At 56.8% G+C, this 21,742-nt stretch carries 21 protein-coding genes; 14 read left to right on the top strand and 7 right to left on the bottom strand.

The genetic code is table 11. From position 1 onward, the window contains the following. Positions 1-417: 417 nt before the first annotated feature. The 3 genes from otnC to QQL78_RS18050 all read right to left on the bottom strand — a co-directional run bounded on the left by otnC (position 418) and on the right by QQL78_RS18050 (position 3,150). A complete protein-coding gene (otnC, locus tag QQL78_RS18060) occupies positions 418-1,056 on the bottom strand; it encodes a 3-oxo-tetronate 4-phosphate decarboxylase (protein ID WP_284375775.1) in 639 nt (212 codons plus the stop codon). Beyond that, positions 1,053-2,318: a 3-oxo-tetronate kinase gene (otnK, locus tag QQL78_RS18055; protein WP_284375773.1), complete on the bottom strand. Its 1,266-nt coding sequence runs from the start codon at positions 2,316-2,318 to the stop codon at positions 1,053-1,055. Before otnK ends, otnC begins: the two co-directional genes overlap by 4 nt. Positions 2,319-2,439: 121 nt before the next feature. Beyond that, positions 2,440-3,150 (bottom strand): GntR family transcriptional regulator, encoded by a 711-nt coding sequence (locus QQL78_RS18050; protein WP_284375771.1) that lies wholly within the window; start codon positions 3,148-3,150, stop codon positions 2,440-2,442. A gap of 182 nt (positions 3,151-3,332) precedes the next feature. Between QQL78_RS18050 and QQL78_RS18045 the strand changes: the two genes are divergently transcribed. The 9 genes from QQL78_RS18045 (at position 3,333) to QQL78_RS18005 (ending at position 13,217) form a co-directional block, all read left to right on the top strand. After that, the gene (locus tag QQL78_RS18045; protein ID WP_284375769.1) at positions 3,333-4,919 is read left to right on the top strand and encodes a flagellar biosynthesis protein FlgA; all 1,587 of its coding nucleotides are present in this window, start codon (positions 3,333-3,335) and stop codon (positions 4,917-4,919) included. Further along, a complete protein-coding gene (locus QQL78_RS18040; RefSeq protein WP_284375767.1) occupies positions 4,837-5,781 on the top strand; it encodes a Bug family tripartite tricarboxylate transporter substrate binding protein in 945 nt (314 codons plus the stop codon). The genes QQL78_RS18045 and QQL78_RS18040 overlap by 83 nt, the downstream gene beginning before the upstream one ends. A 126-nt stretch (positions 5,782-5,907) precedes the next feature. Next, the gene (locus tag QQL78_RS18035; protein ID WP_284375766.1) at positions 5,908-6,348 is read left to right on the top strand and encodes a tripartite tricarboxylate transporter TctB family protein; all 441 of its coding nucleotides are present in this window, start codon (positions 5,908-5,910) and stop codon (positions 6,346-6,348) included. Positions 6,349-6,359: 11 nt separating this feature from the next. Then, a complete protein-coding gene (locus QQL78_RS18030; protein ID WP_284375765.1) occupies positions 6,360-7,838 on the top strand; it encodes a tripartite tricarboxylate transporter permease in 1,479 nt (492 codons plus the stop codon). 65 nt (positions 7,839-7,903) lie between these two features. After that, complete coding sequence (locus QQL78_RS18025; protein ID WP_284375764.1) at positions 7,904-9,076, top strand: L-rhamnonate dehydratase; 1,173 nt, start codon at positions 7,904-7,906, stop codon at positions 9,074-9,076. Next, positions 9,073-9,987, top strand: a complete 915-nt coding sequence (locus QQL78_RS18020) for a dihydrodipicolinate synthase family protein (protein ID WP_284375763.1) — start codon at positions 9,073-9,075, stop codon at positions 9,985-9,987. The genes QQL78_RS18025 and QQL78_RS18020 overlap by 4 nt, the downstream gene beginning before the upstream one ends. Position 9,988: 1 nt before the next feature. After that, positions 9,989-10,705 (top strand): GntR family transcriptional regulator, encoded by a 717-nt coding sequence (locus tag QQL78_RS18015; protein ID WP_284375762.1) that lies wholly within the window; start codon positions 9,989-9,991, stop codon positions 10,703-10,705. Next, positions 10,702-11,700 carry a 4-hydroxythreonine-4-phosphate dehydrogenase PdxA gene (locus tag QQL78_RS18010; RefSeq protein WP_284375760.1) on the top strand — a complete coding sequence of 333 codons (999 nt, stop codon included), beginning with the start codon at positions 10,702-10,704 and terminating at the stop codon, positions 11,698-11,700. Before QQL78_RS18015 ends, QQL78_RS18010 begins: the two co-directional genes overlap by 4 nt. Before the next feature lie 2 nt (positions 11,701-11,702). After that, complete coding sequence (locus QQL78_RS18005; protein ID WP_284375757.1) at positions 11,703-13,217, top strand: aldehyde dehydrogenase (NADP(+)); 1,515 nt, start codon at positions 11,703-11,705, stop codon at positions 13,215-13,217. Between the two features lie 119 nt (positions 13,218-13,336). Here the strand turns inward: QQL78_RS18005 and hemC are convergent, their stop codons facing one another. Beyond that, a complete protein-coding gene (gene hemC, locus QQL78_RS18000) occupies positions 13,337-14,281 on the bottom strand; it encodes a hydroxymethylbilane synthase (protein ID WP_284375755.1) in 945 nt (314 codons plus the stop codon). Between the two features lie 102 nt (positions 14,282-14,383). Here hemC and hemE point away from each other — a divergent pair, with 102 nt between their 5' ends. Further along, positions 14,384-15,418, top strand: a complete 1,035-nt coding sequence (hemE, locus tag QQL78_RS17995) for a uroporphyrinogen decarboxylase (protein ID WP_284375753.1) — start codon at positions 14,384-14,386, stop codon at positions 15,416-15,418. On the opposite strand, the gene QQL78_RS17990 is transcribed toward hemE, so the two are convergent. After that, positions 15,415-16,092: a hypothetical protein gene (locus QQL78_RS17990; protein ID WP_284375751.1), complete on the bottom strand. Its 678-nt coding sequence runs from the start codon at positions 16,090-16,092 to the stop codon at positions 15,415-15,417. The two genes, hemE and QQL78_RS17990, sit on opposite strands and share 4 nt — an antisense overlap. Positions 16,093-16,354: 262 nt before the next feature. Beyond that, positions 16,355-16,507 carry a hypothetical protein gene (locus tag QQL78_RS17985; RefSeq protein ID WP_284375749.1) on the bottom strand — a complete coding sequence of 51 codons (153 nt, stop codon included), beginning with the start codon at positions 16,505-16,507 and terminating at the stop codon, positions 16,355-16,357. Between the two features lie 96 nt (positions 16,508-16,603). On the opposite strand from QQL78_RS17985, the gene QQL78_RS17980 reads away from it, so the two are divergent. Further along, entirely contained in the window at positions 16,604-17,896 is a 1,293-nt protein-coding gene (locus tag QQL78_RS17980; RefSeq protein ID WP_284375747.1) for an AAA family ATPase, read from the top strand. Between the two features lie 16 nt (positions 17,897-17,912). Then, positions 17,913-18,986, top strand: a complete 1,074-nt coding sequence (locus QQL78_RS17975) for a ParB/RepB/Spo0J family partition protein (RefSeq protein ID WP_284375745.1) — start codon at positions 17,913-17,915, stop codon at positions 18,984-18,986. Between the two features lie 157 nt (positions 18,987-19,143). Here QQL78_RS17975 and idi read toward each other — a convergent pair whose 3' ends face one another. Beyond that, positions 19,144-19,671, bottom strand: coding sequence for an isopentenyl-diphosphate Delta-isomerase (gene idi, locus QQL78_RS17970; RefSeq protein WP_284375743.1), 528 nt, complete (start codon positions 19,669-19,671; stop codon positions 19,144-19,146). Positions 19,672-19,860: 189 nt separating this feature from the next. Between idi and QQL78_RS17965 the strand changes: the two genes are divergently transcribed. Together QQL78_RS17965 and QQL78_RS17960 are read left to right on the top strand one after the other, a co-directional pair. Next, a complete protein-coding gene (locus tag QQL78_RS17965) occupies positions 19,861-20,313 on the top strand; it encodes a c-type cytochrome (RefSeq protein WP_284375741.1) in 453 nt (150 codons plus the stop codon). 247 nt (positions 20,314-20,560) lie between these two features. Then, positions 20,561-21,739: an ABC transporter substrate-binding protein gene (locus tag QQL78_RS17960; protein WP_284375739.1), complete on the top strand. Its 1,179-nt coding sequence runs from the start codon at positions 20,561-20,563 to the stop codon at positions 21,737-21,739. The last annotated feature ends 3 nt before the right edge of the window (positions 21,740-21,742 follow it).

Below are 21,742 nucleotides of genomic sequence, written 5' to 3'. Positions count from 1 at the left end.
AACATCTGGGGTTATCCACAGACTTACCAACAAGACACATCAAGACTCACACCATTCCCCCACACAATCTCAAACAGATTCACACGATTCAAAAGCTAAATGCCCCGATTCATCTGACCTCGATCAGCGATTCACTCAGATCGGGGCAAATCCTCTTTGCGAAATGCCAAATGACACATGCGATTCATCACATTTCGCAAGGCTGGCACGACAGACCCCTGCGATTCCCGACCACTTTCACTGTACGGGGGGCAACAATGCGGCAGACCACCTGCGATTCCCCGCCCAAAACCCCGGCTTCAGGAGCGTGATTTTTTACTTGTATATATATAGTGCGCAAACCGCCGGTAACGCCGCGCCAGACAGCCCCCTCTGGCATGGTGTGATCCATCGATCCCTATCTTCTATCAAGAAGCCTCAACACAGGTTCGGAAAACGCTGATGGATCTCTGCAACCTGTTCCTCTGTTAAAGGACGGGTGCGCATTCCCTGAAGGGCAAGGTACAGGCGCGCGGTTTCTTCCAGTTCCTCAACCGCATAGACCGCATCCTCAAGCGAAGCACCGGCAACAACCGGTCCATGATTGGCAAGCAGCACCGCGTGATGATCACTGGCCATCTCGCCAACCGCCTTGGCCAGATTAATGTCACCCGGTGGAAAATAGGGCACAAGCGGCAGAACACCGATCTTCATCACATAATAGGCGGTCAGCGGCGGCAGCACATTTTTGGGGTCCACATCATGCATGCAGGAAACCGCAACGGCATGGCCGGAATGCAAATGCACGATGGCGCCGGCGTTCGGACGCTTGGCATACATGGCGGTATGCAGAAAACTCTCTTTGGTGGGTTTGTCACCGCTGAGCAAAGCACCATTCAGGTCCAGCTTTGAAATGCGGGCCGGGTCGATATTGCCCATGCTTGTTCCGGTGGGCGTCATCAGCCAACCATCTTCAAGCCTCACCGAGATATTGCCGCTGGCACCGGGGGTCAGCCCGCGATCAAACAATGATCTGGCAAGCCGTGCGATTTCGTCGCGATGCTGGGTTTCCCTCATGTCAGCATTCCAAAAGCATCATCAAAGAAAGTCTCGGCACCGAAGTTGCCGGATTTCAAGGCAAGCGCCACCGGGTGCGGCGACAGGGTTTCTGTCCAAGGCACACCGGGGGCGATCTCCGGCCCGATCCGCAACCCCTGAACCCCAAGCGCCGACACAACTGCACCCGAGGTTTCACCACCGGCAACGATAAGCCTGTCAAATCCCGCAGCGGTCAGGTGGATCGCAAGCTGGCCCAGCGTTTGCTCCAACACCTCCCCTGCCCTCTGCACACCGTATTTCTGCTGGGTTGCCTTAACCTCTTGTGGATCCGCAGAGGCATAGATCATCACCGGCATTCCATCGGGTTGCGCGATGGCCCAGTCGGTCAACGCGGCCACCACATCCTTGCCCGCGACGATATCATCAATGTTGATCTTGCGATTGGCGTACTGGTCGCGCACATGCGCGATCTGGCCACGGGTGGCGGCAGAACAGCTTCCGGCCAGAACCAACCGCCTGCCCGTTGCCCGGGGCAATTCGGGGTTTCTGAACTCCCCAAGCTGGCCCGACTGACGCAGGTTTTCCGGCAGGCCAAGGGCGATGCCCGAACCGCCACCAACAAGCGTATGATCCGCGAGCGCCGCCCCGAGGATCCGAAGATCCGCACGGGTGATGGAATCGGCAATGACGTAGCGCACGCCCTGTGCCGCAAGATCATCAATTGCCCCCCGGATCGCATCCGGCCCTTGCTGAACAATTTGCAAGGGCACCACGCCGCCACGCCCTTTGCTTTGCGCCTCCATCAGGCGGACAATGCTGGCATCCCGCATCGGCGTCAGTGGGTGATCTTTCATAGAGCTGTCAGACAACAGATCCGGCCCGACAAACAAATGCCCCTGATATATCGTGCGGCCGTTTTCAGGAAAGGCAGGGCAGAGGACGATCACGTCCCGTTGCGCACGTTCCATCAGCGCATCGGTGATCGCGCCAATATTGCCCTCTGGGGTGGAATCGAAAGTAGAACAGAATTTTTCCACTACCACCGCCGCGCCTCTGGCAACCAGCCAGTCATATGCGGCAAGCGATTGTAAGACCGCTTCCTGCACCGGTGCGGTGCGCGTCTTTAACGCAATCACCATCGCATCGGCATCTCCAAAATCCGTCGTTTCATCAGGAACGCCAATGATCTGCACCGCACGCATCCCTTCATTCACCAGCGTATTGCACAGATCCGTCGCCCCGGTGAAATCATCCGCGATCGCGCCCAGTAAAAGCGTCATAGAAGGTCTCCTTTTACTCTGTCACCGTCAGGTGAAAGCAAAGCTTATGTTGTCCGACATCATGAACCCCAAAGGGAGCATCGCCCCGACATCTGTGCCGTTGAAATCCACAGACACCTGATCAGCTTTCCTGTGCTCGTTCGTTTTCCAGCACCGCTTTTGCAACCTGCCATCCGCGCTGGTGATGTGACTTCAGCAATTCCCGCAACAGACCCGCCTCGCGTCGGCGCAGAACCGACAGGATCAATGCATGTTCTTCAACCGCATCCGCCCAACGTGTGGGAACCTCGTTCCCGGCAAAGCGAAATCTGCGCACCCGGGCAGATTCAGTCTGATAGATCCGCGTCAGGGCCGGATTACCGGCACATTCGACGATCTTCAGATGAATACTTTGGTTCAAAGCAAAGTAACCCATCAAATCACCACCCTGATAGGCCATCACCATATCCGCGTGTTGACTGTCGAGCTCTGCCAAATCCGTCTCGGTCGCATTCTTGCAGGCATCCTCAATCGCCAACCCCTCAAGTGCGGTAAGGACCTTGATGATGTCAGCGACATCCTGAACCGAAAGGCTGACCACCCATGCCCCGCGGTTCGGACGAATTTCAACCAATCCCTCAACCTGCAAGATCTTGAAAGCCTCGCGCAGTGGTGTGCGTGACACTTGCAGGTTTTCCGTCATCGCCAGCTCGTCGATTCGCGCACCAGCTTTCAAATCACCCAGGACAATCATGTCTCTTAGATAATCCGCAACATGTGCAGAGGACCGCCCCCGGGGGCTATGGGCATGCTCATAAGAGCGCGGTTTTGATGGGGGGGAAATTTCGGTCATGAGAAATTGATACTGATCTGACAAAGGCTTGGCAATAACCATCCGGATATTAGGTATTTGGTATATTGCATTCGATCAAATCCTAAAACACCGGATATTTGAAGAATATCAAGCCATAATCTTCACTATTGCATGCAAAAAGATTCACTGCTAGGCATTGCTGCGAAGACTTGGAGGCACCATTGAACTATCATCATCGGTATTCAGACCCCGAAATCGTAGAGACCTGTCTTGTCGGAACGGGTGGCTTTGGGCAGAGCTTTGCCTCGCAGAGCAGGTTCATGCCGCTTATCAACGTGAGGGTTCTGGTCGATCGTGACTGTGACAAGACGATCGCCCTGCTCGGTCATCTCAATGTGCCCTGTCGGGACATCGCAATCTGCACCTCGGCCAAGGAAGCATGGACCGCCTGGCTTGCGGGCCAATATGTGGTGTCCGACGATGTCGCCCATGTTGTCGACCTGCCCTTTTCAGTTTTGATCGAGGCAACTGGCCACCCGGAGGCCGGTGCCCGCCACGCGCGTCTGGCCGTCGAGGCTGGGCATCATGTGGCGCTGGTCTCCAAAGAAGTGGACAGTGTGGTCGGTGCAGGGCTGGCCCACGAGGCCAATGCGCGCGGTGTAGTGGTAACACCAGTGGATGGGGATCAGCCCAGCCTGCTGATCGGGTTGATTACTTGGGCGCAGATTCTGGGGCTCGACATTATTTCCGCCGGTAAATCCAGCGAATATGATTTTGTCTTTGATGCCGCGACCAATATCCTGTCCTGCAATGGCATTGGCCATCACTGCCCCGACATGGCCAAGCTGATGGATGCGGAGGACAGGCCAATGGCGGATCTTGCCGCTGCGCGCAGTGCCGCCGCATCAGCCTTCCGACAACGCGCTGTGCCGGACCTGTGCGAAATGGGACTTGTGGCCAATGCAACGGGGTTCGGATTTGACCGACCCGACCTGCATGCCCCAATCGCACGCATTCCCGAAGTTCCGGCAATGTTTGAAACTGTCGACAATGGCGGGTTGTTCAGCACCGGCAAAGTGCTGGATGTGTTTCATTGCCTGCGCCGCCCCGATGAGGTCAGCCTTGCGGGAGGCGTCTTTGTGATCGTGCGGTGCCATGATGCCGAAGTATGGGACATGTTGGCCGAAAAAGGCCACATCGTAAATGCCCAGGGCTCCGCCGCGATGCTTAGCATCCCGCGCCACCTGCTTGGGCTGGAAGCGGCAACAACAATTCTGGACGCCGCCCTGCTGAAAGAAAGCAGCGGTGCATCAATACCGATGCAAAGCGTTGAACTGGTCGCCAGAGCAACCGCAGAGCTTCCCGCCGGTCATGTTCTTGAAATGGGTGGACATCATCACACGATAGAAAATGTTGAGGCTGATCTGCTGGATGCGGAACCGCTCAGCGGCTCGTCACCGGCCCCCTTCTATCTGGCCGCAAACAAACGCCTGTGCCGCACAGTTGCTGCTGGCGCACATATCCTGATGGATGATCTTGAAACAGATGAAAATTCCGAACTTTGCAGCCTTCGGCGCAAACACGATCAAACCGTAATCAAACGCGCCGAACAACAAGAAGAGCGCGCAATGAAAAGTCGGGGCCCGGCAGAGACTGGTCACATCCCGGCGCAACCTATGGTCAGACAGACAGTTGCTGAGCTGGCATATCCTGGAGGAAAGAAAGATGAAGAAGTTTGTAGCGATACTGGCGGCAACCTTGAGCGTGTCACCTGCCATGGCCGAAGATTATCCGGCCAGAACCATTGAAGTCGTGACCCATGCCGGCGCAGGCGGGGGCACCGATGTAACCTCTCGCATGATGATGCTGCGCAGCCGCCGTGTTCTGAAGGCCGATATGGTTGTTGTGAACAAAAAAGGTGGCGCAGGTGTTGTTGCCATGAATCACTTCAAACAGAACCTTGATGACGACCACATGATCATGACCTTCACCAGCGGTCATGCCATTCAGATGGCAGCTGGCAAAACGGATCTGACACTCGAAGACATGCGCCCGATTGCACGGGGTACGGATGATCCGCAGATCTTTATGGTGAACTGCGAAAAAAGCGCCTACAGCACTCCGCAGGAACTGCTGGATGGTATGAAGACCACGCAGATCAAATTCGGCACGGCAAACCTTGGCGATATTGATCAGATTTCCACCTATGTCTTCGCCAAAAAGGGCGGGCTGGTACAGCCCAGCATCATTCCCTTCTCTGGCGGTGGCGAAGTCGCGACACAGCTTGTCGCCGGTTCGGTCGACGTTGGTGTCTTGAACCTGTCTGAAGCCTCTGCACAGATTGATGCCGGACAGATCTGCCCCATGATCATCCTCAGCAACAACCGCATGCCGGTTATTCCTGATGCGCGTACATCTGTTGAACTGGGTGTAGACGCCGTGTTCTCGACCATTCGTGGCTTTGTCGTGCCTGCCTCTGTCAGCGACGAGAAAGCGGCCATTCTGGAAAACGGTCTTGTCGAGGCGATGAACCACACCGTTTATCAGGCCTATCTGGAATCCGTCGGTCTCGACAGCACGTCAGTTGTCGGTGCCGAGGAATGGGGCGCACAGATCACCTCGATGGTCAGTGAAATGGGCCCCGCTCTTGAAGAGTTGGGCATCAAGTAAATTCCAGAACCAAAGGTATCCTTGCCAATGTCAAATGCCGGACCTGATAAAAACGCTGTCGACCCTTCCGGGGGTCGGCAAAACGTGACGCCGCAAACAACCCGTCCCAATCTTTCGGACATCATATTGCCCGGCCTCATATATGCGTTTTGCATTGTCATTTCCCTATTGGCGATGACCTTTGAAAAAGCCCCTGACATCTTTGTCGGGAAAGGGATGCAACCGCGCTCTTTCCCACTTTTCCTGATGGTCCTGGTTGCCATCCTGAACACCATCCTTCTGCGTCAGACCTTTCGGAACCCGCCCGGAAAACGGAACGCTGTGCCCTATCAGACCTGGCTCACCATGGCCCTGATGGTGCTGTTCTTTCTGATCACGACCTATGCGGATATGATTTTGGCGCTCATGGTCATTATCTTTTCCATGGCCCTACTTTGGGGTGAACGCCGCATCTGGCTGGCCCTGCTTTTGGCCGTTGTGACCCCGACCACCATTCTCCTGTTCTTCGATCTTGTGCTTGAAGTGCGCTTTCCGCGCGGCTGGATCACCAATCTCTACTATAAGTGAGGCATGACCAAATGACCGAAGCACTGGCAGCAATGGGGTCTGTCTTTCTGGACCCCTATCTCATTGGACTGATCGCCGTCACCACCGTCATCGGTGTCATCATCGGTGCCCTGCCCGGCCTTGGTGCCACAACCGGTGCCGCGCTGTTGTTGTCTTTCACTTTGACCATGGAGCCGGTCCACGCGATCACCGTGTTGACCACAATCTATGTCTCCGCAACCTTTGCAGGGTCGATCACCGCGATCCTGATCAACACCCCCGGAACACCAGCGGCGGCGGCCACCTGCCTTGATGGCTATCCATTGGCGCAACGCGGCGAGGCGGGCCGTGCCCTTGGGATTGCAGTTGTCTCTTCCACTTTCGGCGGCATCTTTTCAGTGATCGCGCTGGCCATTGCGGCACCGTTGCTGGCCAATGTCGCCTATGAATTTCGCCCCCCCGAATACTTTGCACTGACCCTCTTTGGTCTGTCCATGCTTGCCACAATCAGCGATGGCGGCGCCGTCAAAAACCTGATCGGCGGTCTGTTCGGGGTCTGGCTTGCGACAATTGGCGCGGATCACTCCACATCCATCGAACGTTTCATGTTCGGCCAATACGAACTTTACGAGGGCCTGAACTTTATTCCGGTCATGATCGGCCTCTTCGCCATGTCCGAACTGCTGGTGCAGTCAGGTCGGCTGAAATTTATCGCGCAGGCTACCAGGATCAAGGCAGTCAGCCTGCCCACCATGGCCGATTTCAAAAAGATCTGGAAAACCGTTCTGCGTTCCAGCGGCATCGGCACCTTTATCGGCATCCTGCCCGCCGAAGGTGCCACCGTCGCATCAATGATTGGCTATTCAGAGGCGCGGCGCTGGTCAAAGAACAAAGATGAATTCGGCAAAGGCGCCATCGAAGGGATCGCAGGGGCAGAGGCCGCCAATAACGCCGCCACCGGCGGGGCGATGGTCCCCACCATGGTGTTGGGCATTCCCGGCAGCGGCACAACGGCGGTGATCCTTGTCGGTCTACTGGTGCATGGGCTCCGCCCCGGCCCCTATCTGTTCACCGAACAGGTCGATACCGTCTATTCGATCTTTGGTGCCATGCTGCTGGCCAATATCATGTTCCTGTTTATCGGCATGTTTGCCGCCAAGCAGTTTGCCCGTATCTCACTGATCCCGGTGCCGCTTCTGTGGCCTGTGGTCTTCTCTCTGGCTGTGATCGGGGCCTATTCGTTGAACCAGTCCCTGCTGGATGTTTGGCTGGTCCTGATCTTCGGCGTCATCGGCTTTGCGATGCGGCGTTTCGGGTTTGCCGTCGCCCCTGTCGCGATTGGCCTGATCCTTGGGCATATGGTCGAAACCAATCTGCAAAACTCTCTCAAGATGTTTGACGGGCAATGGTGGTTGATCCTGACCCAACCGCTGGCACTGCTTTTCATTGTCTTGTCCGTCATCAGCCTGTTCGGGCCGATGGTCCTGCGACACATCAAATCACGCCGCTGACCCTGTCCCCCTCATGAACCTCAAACGGATCATACCCACCCACGACTATTCGAACGGAACATAAAATGAGCAAAATAAAATCTGTCCGCACCCGTGTCTGGAACTGGAAAGGCAAAACCGTCCCGCCAACCGGCAATTTCTGCGCCAACGCCAGTGATGCGCTCTATGATCGCGGTGATGCGATGCACAGCTTTCGGTTTCACCAATGGCTGACCTGCGAAATAGAAACCGAGGACGGGACCATCGGCATCGGCAACGCAGCCCTTGCGCCAAATCTGGTCAAAGCTGCGATTGACGAATATTACGCGCCGATGGTGATCGGCGAAGACCCGTTCGACTACGCCTATCTGTGGGAAAAAATGTACCGCCGAACCCATGCTTGGGGCCGCAAGGGCATCGGCATGACCGCAATTTCCGCAGTGGATATTGCGATCTGGGACCTCATGGGCAAGCTGACCGGCAAACCGGTTTTCAAACTGCTTGGCGGACGCACCAAAGAGAAAATTCCAGTCTATTATTCCAAACTCTATGCCGCCAGTGTCGAGGAGATGCAGGCCGAAGCCGAAGAGGCCATGAAAAACGGCTATCAGGGCTACAAGACCCGGTTCGGCTATGGTCCCAAGGACGGCATGAAGGGCATGCGCGAAAACCTCAAACGGGTTGAGGCGGTGCGCGAGGTGGTCGGCTATGACGTTGATCTGATGCTGGAATGCTACATGGGTTGGAACCTTGACTACACCAAACGCATGCTGCCCAAGCTTGAGAAATACGAACCCCGCTGGCTGGAAGAGCCGGTGATCGCAGACGACATTCACGGCTATGCGGAACTCAACAAGGGCCCGATCCCGATCTCGGGTGGCGAACACGAATTTTCCTTGATGGGGTTCAGACAGTTACTTGATGCCAAGGCGGTTTCCGTCATCCAGTATGACACCAATCGTGTGGGCGGCATCACTGCAGCGCAAAAGATCAACGCATTGGCAGAGGCGCATCAGGTGCCGGTCATTCCCCATGCTGGCCAAATGCATAACTATCACCTGACAATGGCCAATGTGAACTGCCCGATCAGCGAATACTTCCCCGTGTTCGATGTCGAAGTGGGCAATGAGCTGTTTTATTACATCTTCGAAGGCGACCCCGATGCCGTAGACGGGTTTCTTGATCTGGACGACAATAAACCGGGGCTCGGAATCGAGATTTCCGACAAATATATCAGTGAATTCGAGGTGACAGAATGAACCGCCCCTATTCTGGCATCTGGCCCGTTGCCCCGACACCGTTCAACCCGGATGGCACGCTGGAACTTGAGGGTATGAAGCGGGTTCTGGATTGCATGATTGATCAGGGCAGCGATGGCATCTGCATTCTTGCGAACTTTTCCGAACAGTTCCTGATTTCGGATGCGGAACGTGAAACCCTGTCGCGGCTCTGCATCGAACATGTCGCAGGCCGTGTGCCCGTGATTGTCACCATCAGCCATTTCGCCACAGAGATCGCCGTGCAACGGGCGCAATTTGTCAAAGACCTTGGTGCTGCCATGGTCATGATGATGGCCCCCTATCACGGTGCCCTGATGAAAGGCACACCAAAGCAGACCTTCGAACAATTCAAAGCGGTTGGCGATGTCGGCCTGCCAATCATGGTACAGGACGCCCCCCTGTCCGGTGTCGAGCTGCCGGTCCCCCTGCTGGTCCAGATGGCGCAGGAAATCGAGATGGTGAAGCTGTTTAAAATTGAATGCGCCGGTGTCGCGCCCAAGCTGCGCGCCCTGATTGCCGCTGGCGGTGACGCCATTGAGGGCCCGTTTGACGGCGAGGAAGGGATCACCCTGCTGGCGGATCTGGATGCTGGTGCAACCGGCGGAATGACCTCTGCAATGATCCCGGATCAGATCAAACCGGTCATTGAGAAACATCTGGCCGGTGATCGCGAAGGCGCAACCGCGGCCTATGCGCGGGTGTTGCCCGCAATCAATCACGAGAACCGCCTTTGTGGTTTCCGATCCGCCAAAGCAGCAATGGTTGAGGGCGGGGTTATCAAATCCGACTTCTGCCGCCATCCGATTTATCCTTTGCATCCAGAAATAAGGTCCGGTCTGATGGACCTTCTGCGGCCTCTGGATCCTTTGGTGCTGAACTGGGGAAAATGACATGAGCAGTGGTTGGCTTGAAACCTTGAAACAAAGCGGCGGGGTCCGGCCACGCCGGACGCTTGCAGAAGAGGCGGCGGACAATCTGCGCGAATTTATCCTGCTGGGAAAACTTGAGCCCGGCACCGCCATCCCTGAACGTGATCTGGCCGAAGCTCTTGGCGTTTCGCGGACCCCTCTGCGCGAAGCGCTCAGGCTGTTGGAGGTGGAAGGTCTGGTGGAATACTCCGCCACCCGGCGCCCGCATGTGGCTGATCCGTCCCTGCATGAGTTGACGCAATACATTTCAGTTCTGGGAGCGCTTGAGGCCCTGGCCGGTGAAACCGCCTGTGGCGAAGCAACCATGGCCGAAATCGCCGAAATCGTTCGTTTGGGCACAGAGATGGCAGAGGGGTCGAACACCCTCGAACCGCTTGAATTTTTCCGGCTTGATATGCAGTTTCATGCCGCAATTGTCGAAGCCAGCCGGAACGAACCGCTGATCGAAACCCACGCGCAATACAATGCCCGTTTGTGGCGGGCGCGGTTCCTCTCCTCCCAACAGGAAGACCGCCGCGACAACACCAAGGCAGAGCATGGCAACATCATTGCGGCATTGACCGAACGCGATGCCATGGCCACGCGCCGCGCCCTTCGCGAACATTTGCAAAGTACCATCACGAACATCGCCCATATCTGCAAACAGCGCGATGGCACAGAACCTAAGGACAGGACATGAAACCGAAAATTGGCATTATTCCCGGCGATCCCAGCGGCATCGGCCCGGAATTGATCGCGCGTCTGCTGACCTCAGAAGGGGTCGCCGAAGCCGCAGACATTCTTTTGATTGGCGATGCGCATGTGTTTGAGGCGGGGCAATCTGTTGCCAAGGCCCGCTTTGACATGCGCCCGCTGGATGCCAGCGCGGGGGAATGGCAGGGTGTTGACGGTTTTGCGCTGCACGCAATGAACACAATCGAACCCGCTGATATTCAGGTGGCGAAAGTGACAGAGGCGGGTGGCAGCTCTGTCCTGCGCAGCCTTGATCAAGCGCTGGCCTTTGCACAGGAGGGCGTGATCGACGCCATTGTTTTTGGCCCGTTCAACAAGGCCGCCATGCATCTGGCCGGTCTGGGCCATGATGACGAATTGCATTACATGGCTGAAAAGCTGGGGGTGGATGGGTATATCTCAGAACTCAACACGTTGGACGGCATCTGGACCAGCCGTGTCACCAGCCATATTGCCCTGCGCGATGTGGCGGACGCAATCAACGAGGAACGGCTGACAGAGGCAGTGCATCTTATCCATAATGTCCTGCGCCGTGCAGGCCTTGAACGCCCACGCATTTCCGTTGCCGCGCTGAACCCCCATGCGGGGGACGGTGGAAATTTTGGCACCGAGGAAATCGACGTGCTTGAACCCACGGTGCGCAAACTTGCCGAGGGACAGATGTCGGTTGACGGGCCCTGGCCCTCGGACACCGTGTTCCTGAAAGCCGTGGCCAAGGAAATCGACGCTGTCGTCACCATGTACCACGATCAGGGACAGATCGCGCTGAAACTTCTGGGGTTCGACCGCGGCGTTACCGTGCAAGGTGGGCTGCCGATCCCGGTTGCGACACCGGCCCATGGCACCGCCTTTGACATTGCCGGACAGGGCCGCGCCGACGTGGGCGCAACCCGCGCCGCTTTTGACATTGCATGTGACATGGTCACCCATTGGGAAAATTAAGAATGACATTTCAACCACACGGAAAACACCTGATTGCAGGCACTTGGGTCGCAGGCGAAACCAGCTTTTCATCCGACCCGGCCCATGGTGCCGCGCATAGCTTCGCGGTCGGGACACCGGCGCATATTGATGCCGCCGTACAAGCCGCAGAACAGGCCTTTTGGTCCTTCGGATATTCCAGCCGCGATCAGCGTGCCGCTTTCCTGAATGCAATTGCCGATCAGATCGAGGCCCGCAGCGCAGAGATCACCGAAATCGGCACGCAGGAATCCGGCCTGCCGGAAGCCCGCTTGCAGGGTGAACGCGGGCGCACAGTGGGCCAGCTGCGTCTGTTTGCCTCGCATATTCTGGCTGGAACCTACCTTGATCAACGTCACGATGTCGCAATGCCGGAGCGTGCCCCCCTGCCGCGCCCGGATATGAAGATGATCCAGCGCCCGATTGGCCCTGTAGCCGTCTTTGGGGCCTCAAACTTTCCACTGGCATTTTCAACAGCAGGGGGTGACACCGCTGCCGCCTTGGCTGCCGGATGTCCTGTGGTGGTGAAAGGACACGCCGCCCACCCCGGTACCAGCGAAATCATCGCAGAGGCGATCCATGCAGCCATCAAGACATGTGACATGCATCCGGGTGTGTTTTCGTTGGTCCATGACGGCAAGCACGATGTCGGGCACAGTCTGGTGCAACATCCGCTGATCAGGGCGGTGGGCTTTACCGGGTCGCTTGGCGGGGGTCGCGCACTGTTTGACCTATGTGCGCAACGCCCAGAACCTATTCCATTTTTTGGCGAATTGGGGTCCGTCAATCCCGTGTTCATCCTGCCCGAGGCCGCAGCGCAACGTGCCGGTGAAATCGGGGCCGGCTGGGCGGGCTCACTGACAATGGGTGCGGGCCAGTTCTGCACCAATCCCGGCATCGTTGTAATCCTAAAAGATCAGGCTGGCGATTTTTCAAAGGCTGCTATCGCAGAATTGGAAAAAACCCATGCACAAACAATGCTGACCGATGGCATTGCTGCGGCCTATCGCGACGGGCAACATCGCATAGCCACAGCTGACGGGGTGCAAGAACTGTTTACCGCATCCTGCAACCAACGCGAGGCAACACCGCATCTCTATCAAACAACCGCAACGGAATGGCTGTCCAATGAAACATTGGGCGAGGAGGTGTTTGGCCCGCTTGGTCTGATCGTTTTGGCAGATGATCTGACACAGATGCAGCAGCTGGCCCATGCCCTGCAGGGGCAATTGACCTGCACCCTGTTTATGGAGGAAGGCGACATGGCAGCCGCGCAAACCATGATGCCTGTTCTGGAACGCAAGGCCGGACGCATCTTACGCAACGGTTTCCCGACCGGTGTCGAGGTCAGCGACGCCATGGTGCACGGTGGCCCCTACCCCGCATCAACAAACTTTGGCGCAACCTCGGTCGGCACACTGTCAATCCGGCGCTTCCTGCGTCCTGTCTGCTATCAGAATATCCCTGATGATCTATTACCGGAAAAATTCCAAGCCTAGCTGCTCAGATCCTCCTTGGAAAAACCAAACCTCTGTCAGCCTGCATCCCTTAAGCGAAACATGCAGGCTGACAGAGTCAAACCATTGAAAAAATTGAATAATGTGGTTTTCGGCTGGCATCACCGCCAGTCAAAAAACCCATCGCCCGCCTGCTGTAACAGGTTTTGTGCCATCTCACGGCCTGCTTTCGCCCCATCTTCCACGGGACAGCGCAACGCATCGTTCAACGCCTGTGACCCGTCCGGCCGCAACACCTCACCACGCAGATGGATCGTGTCCCCTTCCAATACAGCCAGCCCTGCAATCGGCGTCTCGCAAGAGCCGTCCAATGCCGCCAGAAACGCACGTTCAGCCGCCAGCCGTTTGCCCGTAGGCAGATCATGGATGGCTTCCAGCATGGCAGCCATGCGCATATCATCGGCCCGCCGTTCGATCCCGATCGCCCCCTGCGCCACGGCGGGCAGCATGGTTTCGACCTCAATCGGCGTTTGCGGTACCTGATCCATCGACAGGCGGTTCAAACCGGCCATCGCCAGAAAAGTCGCCTCTGCCACCCCCTCCTCCAGCTTGCGCAGCCGGGTTTGTAGGTTGCCACGAAATTCGACCACCTGCAGATCCGGGCGGCGCAGCTTTAGCTGGGCCTTGCGCCGCAAGCTGGAGGTGCCAACAACCGCGCCCTGCGGCAAATCCTCGAAACTGTTCACACGGGGCGAGATAAAGGCGTCGCGCACATCTTCGCGCGGCAGATAGGTATCAAGCAACAGCCCCTCAGGCTGAAGCGTTGGCATATCTTTCATCGAATGCACCGCGATATCGATCTTGCCGGCCAGCATGTCATCTTCGATTTCGCGGGTGAACAGGCCTTTACCACCGATTTCCTTCAATGGGCGATCCTGCACCTTGTCGCCCGTTGTTTTGATCACAACTATTTCGAACGCCTGATCCGGCAGATCAAAGGCGCGGGCCAGCCGGTCCCGCGTTTCATACGCCTGCGCAAGGGCCAAAGGAGAGCCACGTGTGCCAATCTTGAGGGGATTCTGCGGGGTTGGTAAATTCTCTATCATGCCGCTTGGTACATTTCTGGCCTTCGGGTGACAACGCCTGTATCACCTTTCAGGCCAAACCATGATCCGCGCAACATTATTCAGCAACGAAAGCCCCCCGACATGAGCAAAGACAAAACAATCCTGCGTGCCCTTGCGGGTGAAACCCTGCCCACCCCACCGATCTGGATGATGCGGCAGGCCGGGCGGTATCTGCCCGAATACAAGGCCACGCGGGCCGAGGCCGGTGATTTCCTGTCACTTTGCTATAACCCGGAACTGGCCGCCGAGGTGACCTTTCAGCCAATCCGCCGCTACGGGTTTGATGCGGCGATCCTGTTTGCCGATATCCTGCTGATCCCACAGGCACTGGGCGCCGATTTGTGGTTTGTCACCGGCGAGGGGCCGCGGCTGTCAACGATCACCACGCAGGCTGAAGTGGACGCCCTGAAACCGGTTGAGGCGATTCACGACACGCTTAGCCCGATTTACGAAACGGTAAAGATCCTGTCCAATGGATTGCCCGATGAAACCACCCTCATCGGCTTTGCCGGTGCTCCCTGGACGGTTGCGACCTATATGATTGCCGGACAGGGCACGCCGGATCAAGGGCCGGCCCATGCACTTAAGGCCGAGAACCGCCCGGTCTTTGACGCGCTGGTAAAGCGGATCACCGAAGCAACGGTTCTTTACCTCTCTGAACAGATCAAAGCCGGTGCCGAGGTGGTGAAACTGTTCGACAGCTGGGCCGGATCACTGCAAGGCGCTGATTTCGAAGATTACTCCCTGAAACCGATGCAACAGATCACCGCCGCACTGAAGGCATTGCACCCTGACGTGCCGGTCATCGCTTTCCCCCGTGGTGCCGGAGAACGCTATGTCGGGGCGCATGCGGCCATCGGGGCCGATTGTGTGGCCATTGATGATGGTGTCACCGCCGAATGGGCCGCACAGAATGTGCAAACCGCAGGCTGTGTGCAGGGCAATCTCAAATCATCACATATGGTAAGCGGTGGCGACGCTCTGGTTTCAGAGACCCGGCGCATTGTAGACGCCCTGTCCAACGGGCCGCATATCTTCAACCTTGGGCATGGCATTACACCGGATGCAGATCCTGAAAATGTGCAGCTGATGATCGACACGGTGCGCGGCGGCTAGTCCGTAATTTCAATCGTACTGACATCCCCGTCCACCGATTGACAGGCGCGCAGCAACACGCCTGTCAGATGGGTCTGCACATAGGCGGCGTGAAACCGGCTGGGGGCCTTGAGGGTCAAACGCCCCCCCGCCCTGCCCGTCCGTTGCAAGGCCTGAACCCAAGCGCCGAACCGGCCCGCGTCCTCGGCAAACAAAACCGCACGGGCCAATCCCCATTCAGTGGCATCGGTGATATCGGGTGCAGTGACCTCTCCCTTTACCGGAAAAGGCACAACCGTTTCGGCGGGTGGCCCTTCCAGACGCACGACAAAATCCGGGCCAATCTCAGGCCAGATGGCCTTGGTCGCAGCCATCGCCGCATCGCCGTCAAACCCATAAGTGGTCACCCGTCCCCGCGCGCCCTGCCGTTTGACAACCAACCAGCCCAAAGCGCGCAGCTTTGCCATCTCGCGTTTCACCGTGCGTTCGTCACAGGACCACAGCCGGGCAATCTCGCGTTGTCCGATGGACAGCTCGTCCCGGCCCCAATTGTAACGCGCGGTTAACAAGGTGATCAGCCGCAGGATCAGCCGTTGGTCATGTTTGCCCAGTGACAAAGCATGCGCACCCAAGGCGGTGATCAAATCATATTTCCGTGCAGCGGCCCCCGGCCCTGCAAGCTTTTGATGGAGCATGTCCTTGCCCGTCCATTATGCAGCGCCGCCGGCGTGCTATGCCTCGTGATCCGAAATCTATGTTCCGGTTTGATGGTCGCCCTGCGAACTCAACGCTTTTCATCGACCATGCCTGATTTGCGTCCAAAGAGACGATTCTGTCAAGCGAAACCGTGGTGCAGGCCCTCTTGTCCCTCAAACTCAAAAAGAAATCTAGGTATAATAGGTATAGGGGGACGTTCAGGCTGTCCCCTATTAGGCTCACATTGTCCCCTATTAGGGTTTAACCGCTGAAAACCTGTCCCCTCATTTCCAGCAGCTGTGACATGTGGCCATAGACCAGACCGATTCGCAGTTGGCCCATATAGGAGTGGCTTTTTTGCATATTATCTGGATTTACATCCTTGGCAAATTCAGCGTAAATCAGAAACCACATGGAATTAGCGTCCTGTTGGTGCTGGTTTCGGCCCGACATAAAGTGTCCCCGCGGGGACATGTGAAGAAAATTGAATAAATAGAGGCATATAGCAGTATGTTCACCCATCAAGATCTTGCGCGGTTGCAAGCGCAGTCCCTGAAGATGCAGGGCTTTATCCGTCAGCAGACGTTTTCGCCTGAGAATGAAAAGACCCTGCGCCGTTTCTCCAGCTGGGAAGTGGCAGAACTGATTTTCAAGGTGAACCAGTCAACCCTGCGCGGACGTCTGGCCGCTGATCCCTCCTTGCCACAGGGGCAGACCGAAGAGGAAGGCCGCCAGCATTGGTATACGCTGGAAGAAATAAACGAGCTGCGCCGGCGTCTTAAGGTGAACCGCAAATCCCTGATGCCGGAACGGCCCAAGGGCAAACGGGCGATCCGGGCGGCGATTGCAAACTTCAAAGGTGGGGCGGGCAAATCGACGGTCGCGCTGCATTTCGCCCATGCCGCCGCCCTTGATGGCTACCGTGTGCTGGTGGTTGATTTTGATCCGCAGGCGACATTGAGCCACTCCATGGGATTGAATGACGTGAACGAGGAATACACCGTCTGGGGCGTCATGGCCCGCGACCTGATCCGCGAGACAGAGCGGATGAATGCCACCATCAGCGGTGCCGAAAGCGGGGTCGCCCTGCCCCAGCGCAAGCTGCCCTCCGCAATCACCGAAATGGGGCTTAGCGATCTGCGGGTCACTGATTTTATCAAGTCGACCAACTGGCCCACCATCGACGCCCTGCCCTCTTGTGCGAATGCGGCCTTTGTTGAATTTGCCAGCGCACAATACCGGCATCTGAACCCGGAATGGTCCTTCTTTGCCGCTGTGTCGCGCTACCTCGATTCGCTGCCGGATGATGCTTATGACATGATCATCTTCGATTGCCCGCCCGCCATTGGGTATCAATCGATGAATGCGGTTTTTGCAGCTGATGTTCTCTATATCCCGTCCGGTCCCGGCTATTGGGAGTATGATTCCACCACCTCCTTTATCGGACAGCTGGCCGAGGCGTTGGAGGATCTGGAGCGGTTTGGTGGCTCTGTCCCCGCGGGGACACTGACCCTGCCCAAGGTGTTTGCCGATGTGAGGTTTCTGATCACGCGGTTTGAATCCAACAATGAATTGCACCGCGCGATGCAGCAAGCCTTTGGCAAGGTGTTCGGCGATAGGCTGGCCGCACATCCGATTGAGATGACACGAGCCGTTGAGCAATCCGGCCGGTTTCTAAGTTCGATTTACGAAACCGATTACCGGGATATGACCCGCGAAACATGGCGCCGCGCACGGGCGTCTTTTGATCAGGCCTATGATGAATTCAAGGGGCATCTGATCACCGCATGGGACACCTTGTAAGGGTAGGGGTACAGACATGAGCAAGAAAAAGCGTATTTTTGATATCGATTTTGATGAGGCAGAGGTGGCATCACCTGCCCCTGTCCCCGCGGGGACAGAGCGGCGCGGCCCGATGGCGGCGGCGATTTCTGAAAACGCCGAGGCGCTGACCGAACGTCAGCAGGCCGAAGCGGCGATCCGCCAGGAAAATGATGCCTTGGCGCATGAACATGTGCGGATGAAAAAGGCGGGTTTGATCACTGATCTGATCCCGCTGGACGCAATCCGTACGGAGAAGCTGACCCGCGATCGTGGGCCCGGACGGGACGCAGAGATTGACGAGCTGAAGCGGTCGATTCAGGAGATTGGCCTGTCCAACCCCATTCGTGTTGAGCAGGTGGGGGATCACTTTGAACTGATCCAGGGGTTCCGCCGCTTCACTGCCTATCAGGAGCTGTTTGGCGAAACGGGTGATGATCGCTTTGCGCGCATCCCCGCGGGGATCAACGCAAAGGGTGAAAACCTGCTGCGGCTTTATCGGCAGATGGTGGATGAAAACCTTGTGCGGCGCGGTGTGTCCTTTGGTGAAATGGCGCAGCTGGCGATCCGCTATCGCAAGCAGGCCGCAGAGGTCGAAGGATATGACCACGCCGTGGAGTTGTTGTTTGCATCCTCGGGTCGGCAAAAGCGCAGCTACATCAAACATTTTGTGCGTCTGTTGGCCGCCACCGAGGGGCGGATAAAACATGTGGAAAGCGTGCCGCGTGCCTTGGGGCTGTCCATCGCACGCCGGCTGGAAGAGGGGCCGGAAGCCCAGGCGAATTTGAATCGTTTGCTATCAGAAGATGCCGAGCGCACCGCAGAGCAGGAGCAAGCCATTCTGGCGGAGTTTGCGGCACAGGCAGGGCAGGGGCCAAAGAAAAAGGTCAAGCTGACCAAAGGCCCGCAGCAAGCCAAGACAACCTTCCGCCTGTCACGTCCCGAAGGGGATGCCAAATGCACGGTGGCGGATGGCCGGATCGAGTTGAAGCTGGAGCAGGATTTCAGCGGGATCGAACGCAAACGTATCGAGGCAGCGGTCAAGGCGTTTCTGGATGAGCTGGCAGAGTAGGGCAGGGTGTCCCCGCGGGGACACTTTGACATTTCTTATTAAAATCAATCCATTAGGTTGTCTTGATGTGCCGGGAGCTATGTGTGCCCCCGGTTAAAGCGTCCCAAAATGCAGCGATGCGTTTTCGTCTCTGTTAGGCGGGTTAGGCTCTATATCCTCAGGAGCCGAGGATCATGCCGCTATGTTTTTCAAGATAGATCCGTAACCATGGGGTGAACTGCGCCGGGTCATCTGCAATTTCCTGTGCCAGATCTGTTGGCGTGATCCAGCGGGTTGCCATCACTTCCTCTGGGTTTGCGGTCAGTGGCATCGTTGCATCGGCCTGCCCAAGGAAAACTTCAACCACCTCATGTTCGATCATGTCCTTGCCGACCGGGGCGCGGTATTCGACCTGTCCCCGGTGGGTCAGGGGCAATCCGGTGATGCCCAGCTCCTGTGTCAGGCGCCGCTGCGCACAATCCAGCGGAGTCTCGCCCCATGTCGGATGTGTGCAGCAGGTGTTGGCCCAAAGGCCCGGCGTGTGGTATTTGCCCAATGCCCGTTGCTGGAGCAGGATCATCCCATCACGGATCACAAAAACCGAAACCGCAAGGTGGCGTAGGCCGCGGTGATGGACCTCCAGTTTCTCAACCGGGGTCAGGGTGCCCTCAACCCAGGCGGGGATCATGATGTCGCTGGGCTGCATTGCGCCGTCCCTCAAGGGTTTCATTTGCCGCGGGGTAGTGCCACGAAACCCGCCAAATATGCAAGATTGTGGTTGGGGCAGGGCGATTGGTCGCAGCGATTTGGCCAGATTGCCCTTTTGTCGGGGTTTGTCTTTGGCGAAACTACATTACGTTAGGATCAGGTAAAGTAGAGCATTGGGAGTTCTGAGATGAATATGATGAAAGCGGCCGCATTGGGTCTGACGTTGCTGGCCGGGCCAGCATTTGCTGATGGTCACGCAAGCGGTGATGCCGCAGCGGGTGAAGGCGTCTTTAAGAAGTGCAAATCCTGTCATGGGATTGTTGATGCCGAAGGGGAAGTGATCGCTAAAGGCGGACGGAGCGGGCCGAACCTTTACGGGATTTTCGGCAGCGTTGCGGGCGCTAACGCAGAGTTTGGTAAGAAGTACGGCAAATCGCTTGTTGAAGCTGGTGAGGCGGGCCTTGAATGGAACGAGGCAGAGTTTGTGGCCTATGTTGCGGATCCCAAGGGCTATTTGCGCACCTACAACGATGACAAAAAGGCCAAGTCAAAGATGTCATTCAAGCTGCGTGATGAGGAAGATGCCAAGAATGTCTGGGCCTATCTGGTGTCCGTCGGGCCAAAAGCGGCTGACAACTGATTGTCGCGGTTTCTGCGACTGATGATAGACACTTTGGACGGCGCTGATAACTTCAGCGCCGTTTCTTTTTTGGCGGATCCGCCCTGTACCCGTGAAGGCACCGCTTTAGGCTAATATATTTTAGGCTTGAAATAAAAATGACCTCAGAGTAGCGTTTTTTGAATAAGTCATTTCAATTGACGTAGCGTCGGCACAAACTGTCGAACAAGGCGCAGCAAAAGCGCTGGATACACACTGGGAGAATAAAATGAACTCTACATATGTAAAAGAAAGCCTAAAGGCGTTTGGTGCAGCAAGTGCTGTGGCCCTTGGGATGGCCCTGCCGGCAGTGGCCGACGGGCATGGTGGCAAGGTCAAGATCGGGTTGATCACAACCCTGACCGGCGGTGGTGCCGGATTGGGTGTCGACATTCGTGACGGTTTCCTGCTGGGGGTGAAACAGTCCGAAAATGACGGTCTCGAAGTGATCGTTGAAGATGATCAGCGCAAGCCGGATATCGCGGTACAGCTGGCCGACAAGATGATCCAATCTGAAAAAGTCGACGTTATGACCGGGCTGGTTTTTTCTAACCTCGCGCTGGCGGTGGCCCCGGCCACAACGGCACAGGGGAAATTCTATATCTCGCCAAATGCCGGCCCGGCGCAGCTTGCCGGTCGTGGATGTCATGAGAACTATTTCAACGTGGCGTGGCAGAACGACGGCCCGCATGAGGCAGCTGGTGCCACGGCGAATAAAATGGGGATGAAGAAGGCGTTTATCTTTGCCCCGAACTACCCTGCGGGCAAGGATGCGCTGACCGGTTTCAAACGGATGTTTGAGGGGGAGATTGAAACAGAACTTTTCACCAAACTGGGCCAGACAGATTACGCCGCCGAGATTGCGCAAATGCGTGCATCGGATGCGGATGGCATCTTTTTCTTTGCGCCCGGTGGCATGGGAATTTCGTTCCTCAAGCAATATGCGGACAGCGGGATCGACCTGCCGCTTGTCGGCCCGGCGTTCAGTTTTGACCAGACGATCCTGCCAGCCGTCGGAGATGCCGCCGAAGGTGTGCTGAACACCGCGCAATGGGCACCGGATCTGGACAACGACGCCAGCCGCGCCTTTGTCGAGAGCTTTAAGGCAGAATATGGCCGCATTCCGTCGATCTATGCCCAGCAGGGTTTTGATACCGCCTTGCTGATCGCCTCTGCGGCAGCCAAGGCGGATGTGAAAGACACTGACGCCTTTCGCACGGCGCTGCGGGAAGCTGATTTCGTGTCTACCCGTGGCAAGTTCCGCTTTGGCAACAACCAGCACCCGATTCAGGACTTCTGGGTGCGCAAGGTTGTGAAAGAGGGTGACATTTTCACAAATACCGCTGTTGAAGTGGCGATTGCCGATCGTCAGGACGTCTACGCATCTGAATGTGCGTTGAAGTGGTAAAGT

The organism is Sulfitobacter pacificus, assembly GCF_030159975.1.
GTDB lineage: Bacteria > Pseudomonadota > Alphaproteobacteria > Rhodobacterales > Rhodobacteraceae > Sulfitobacter > Sulfitobacter pacificus.
Note: the sequence above shows the minus strand (reverse complement) of the source record. Positions and strands in the feature narration are given on the sequence as shown.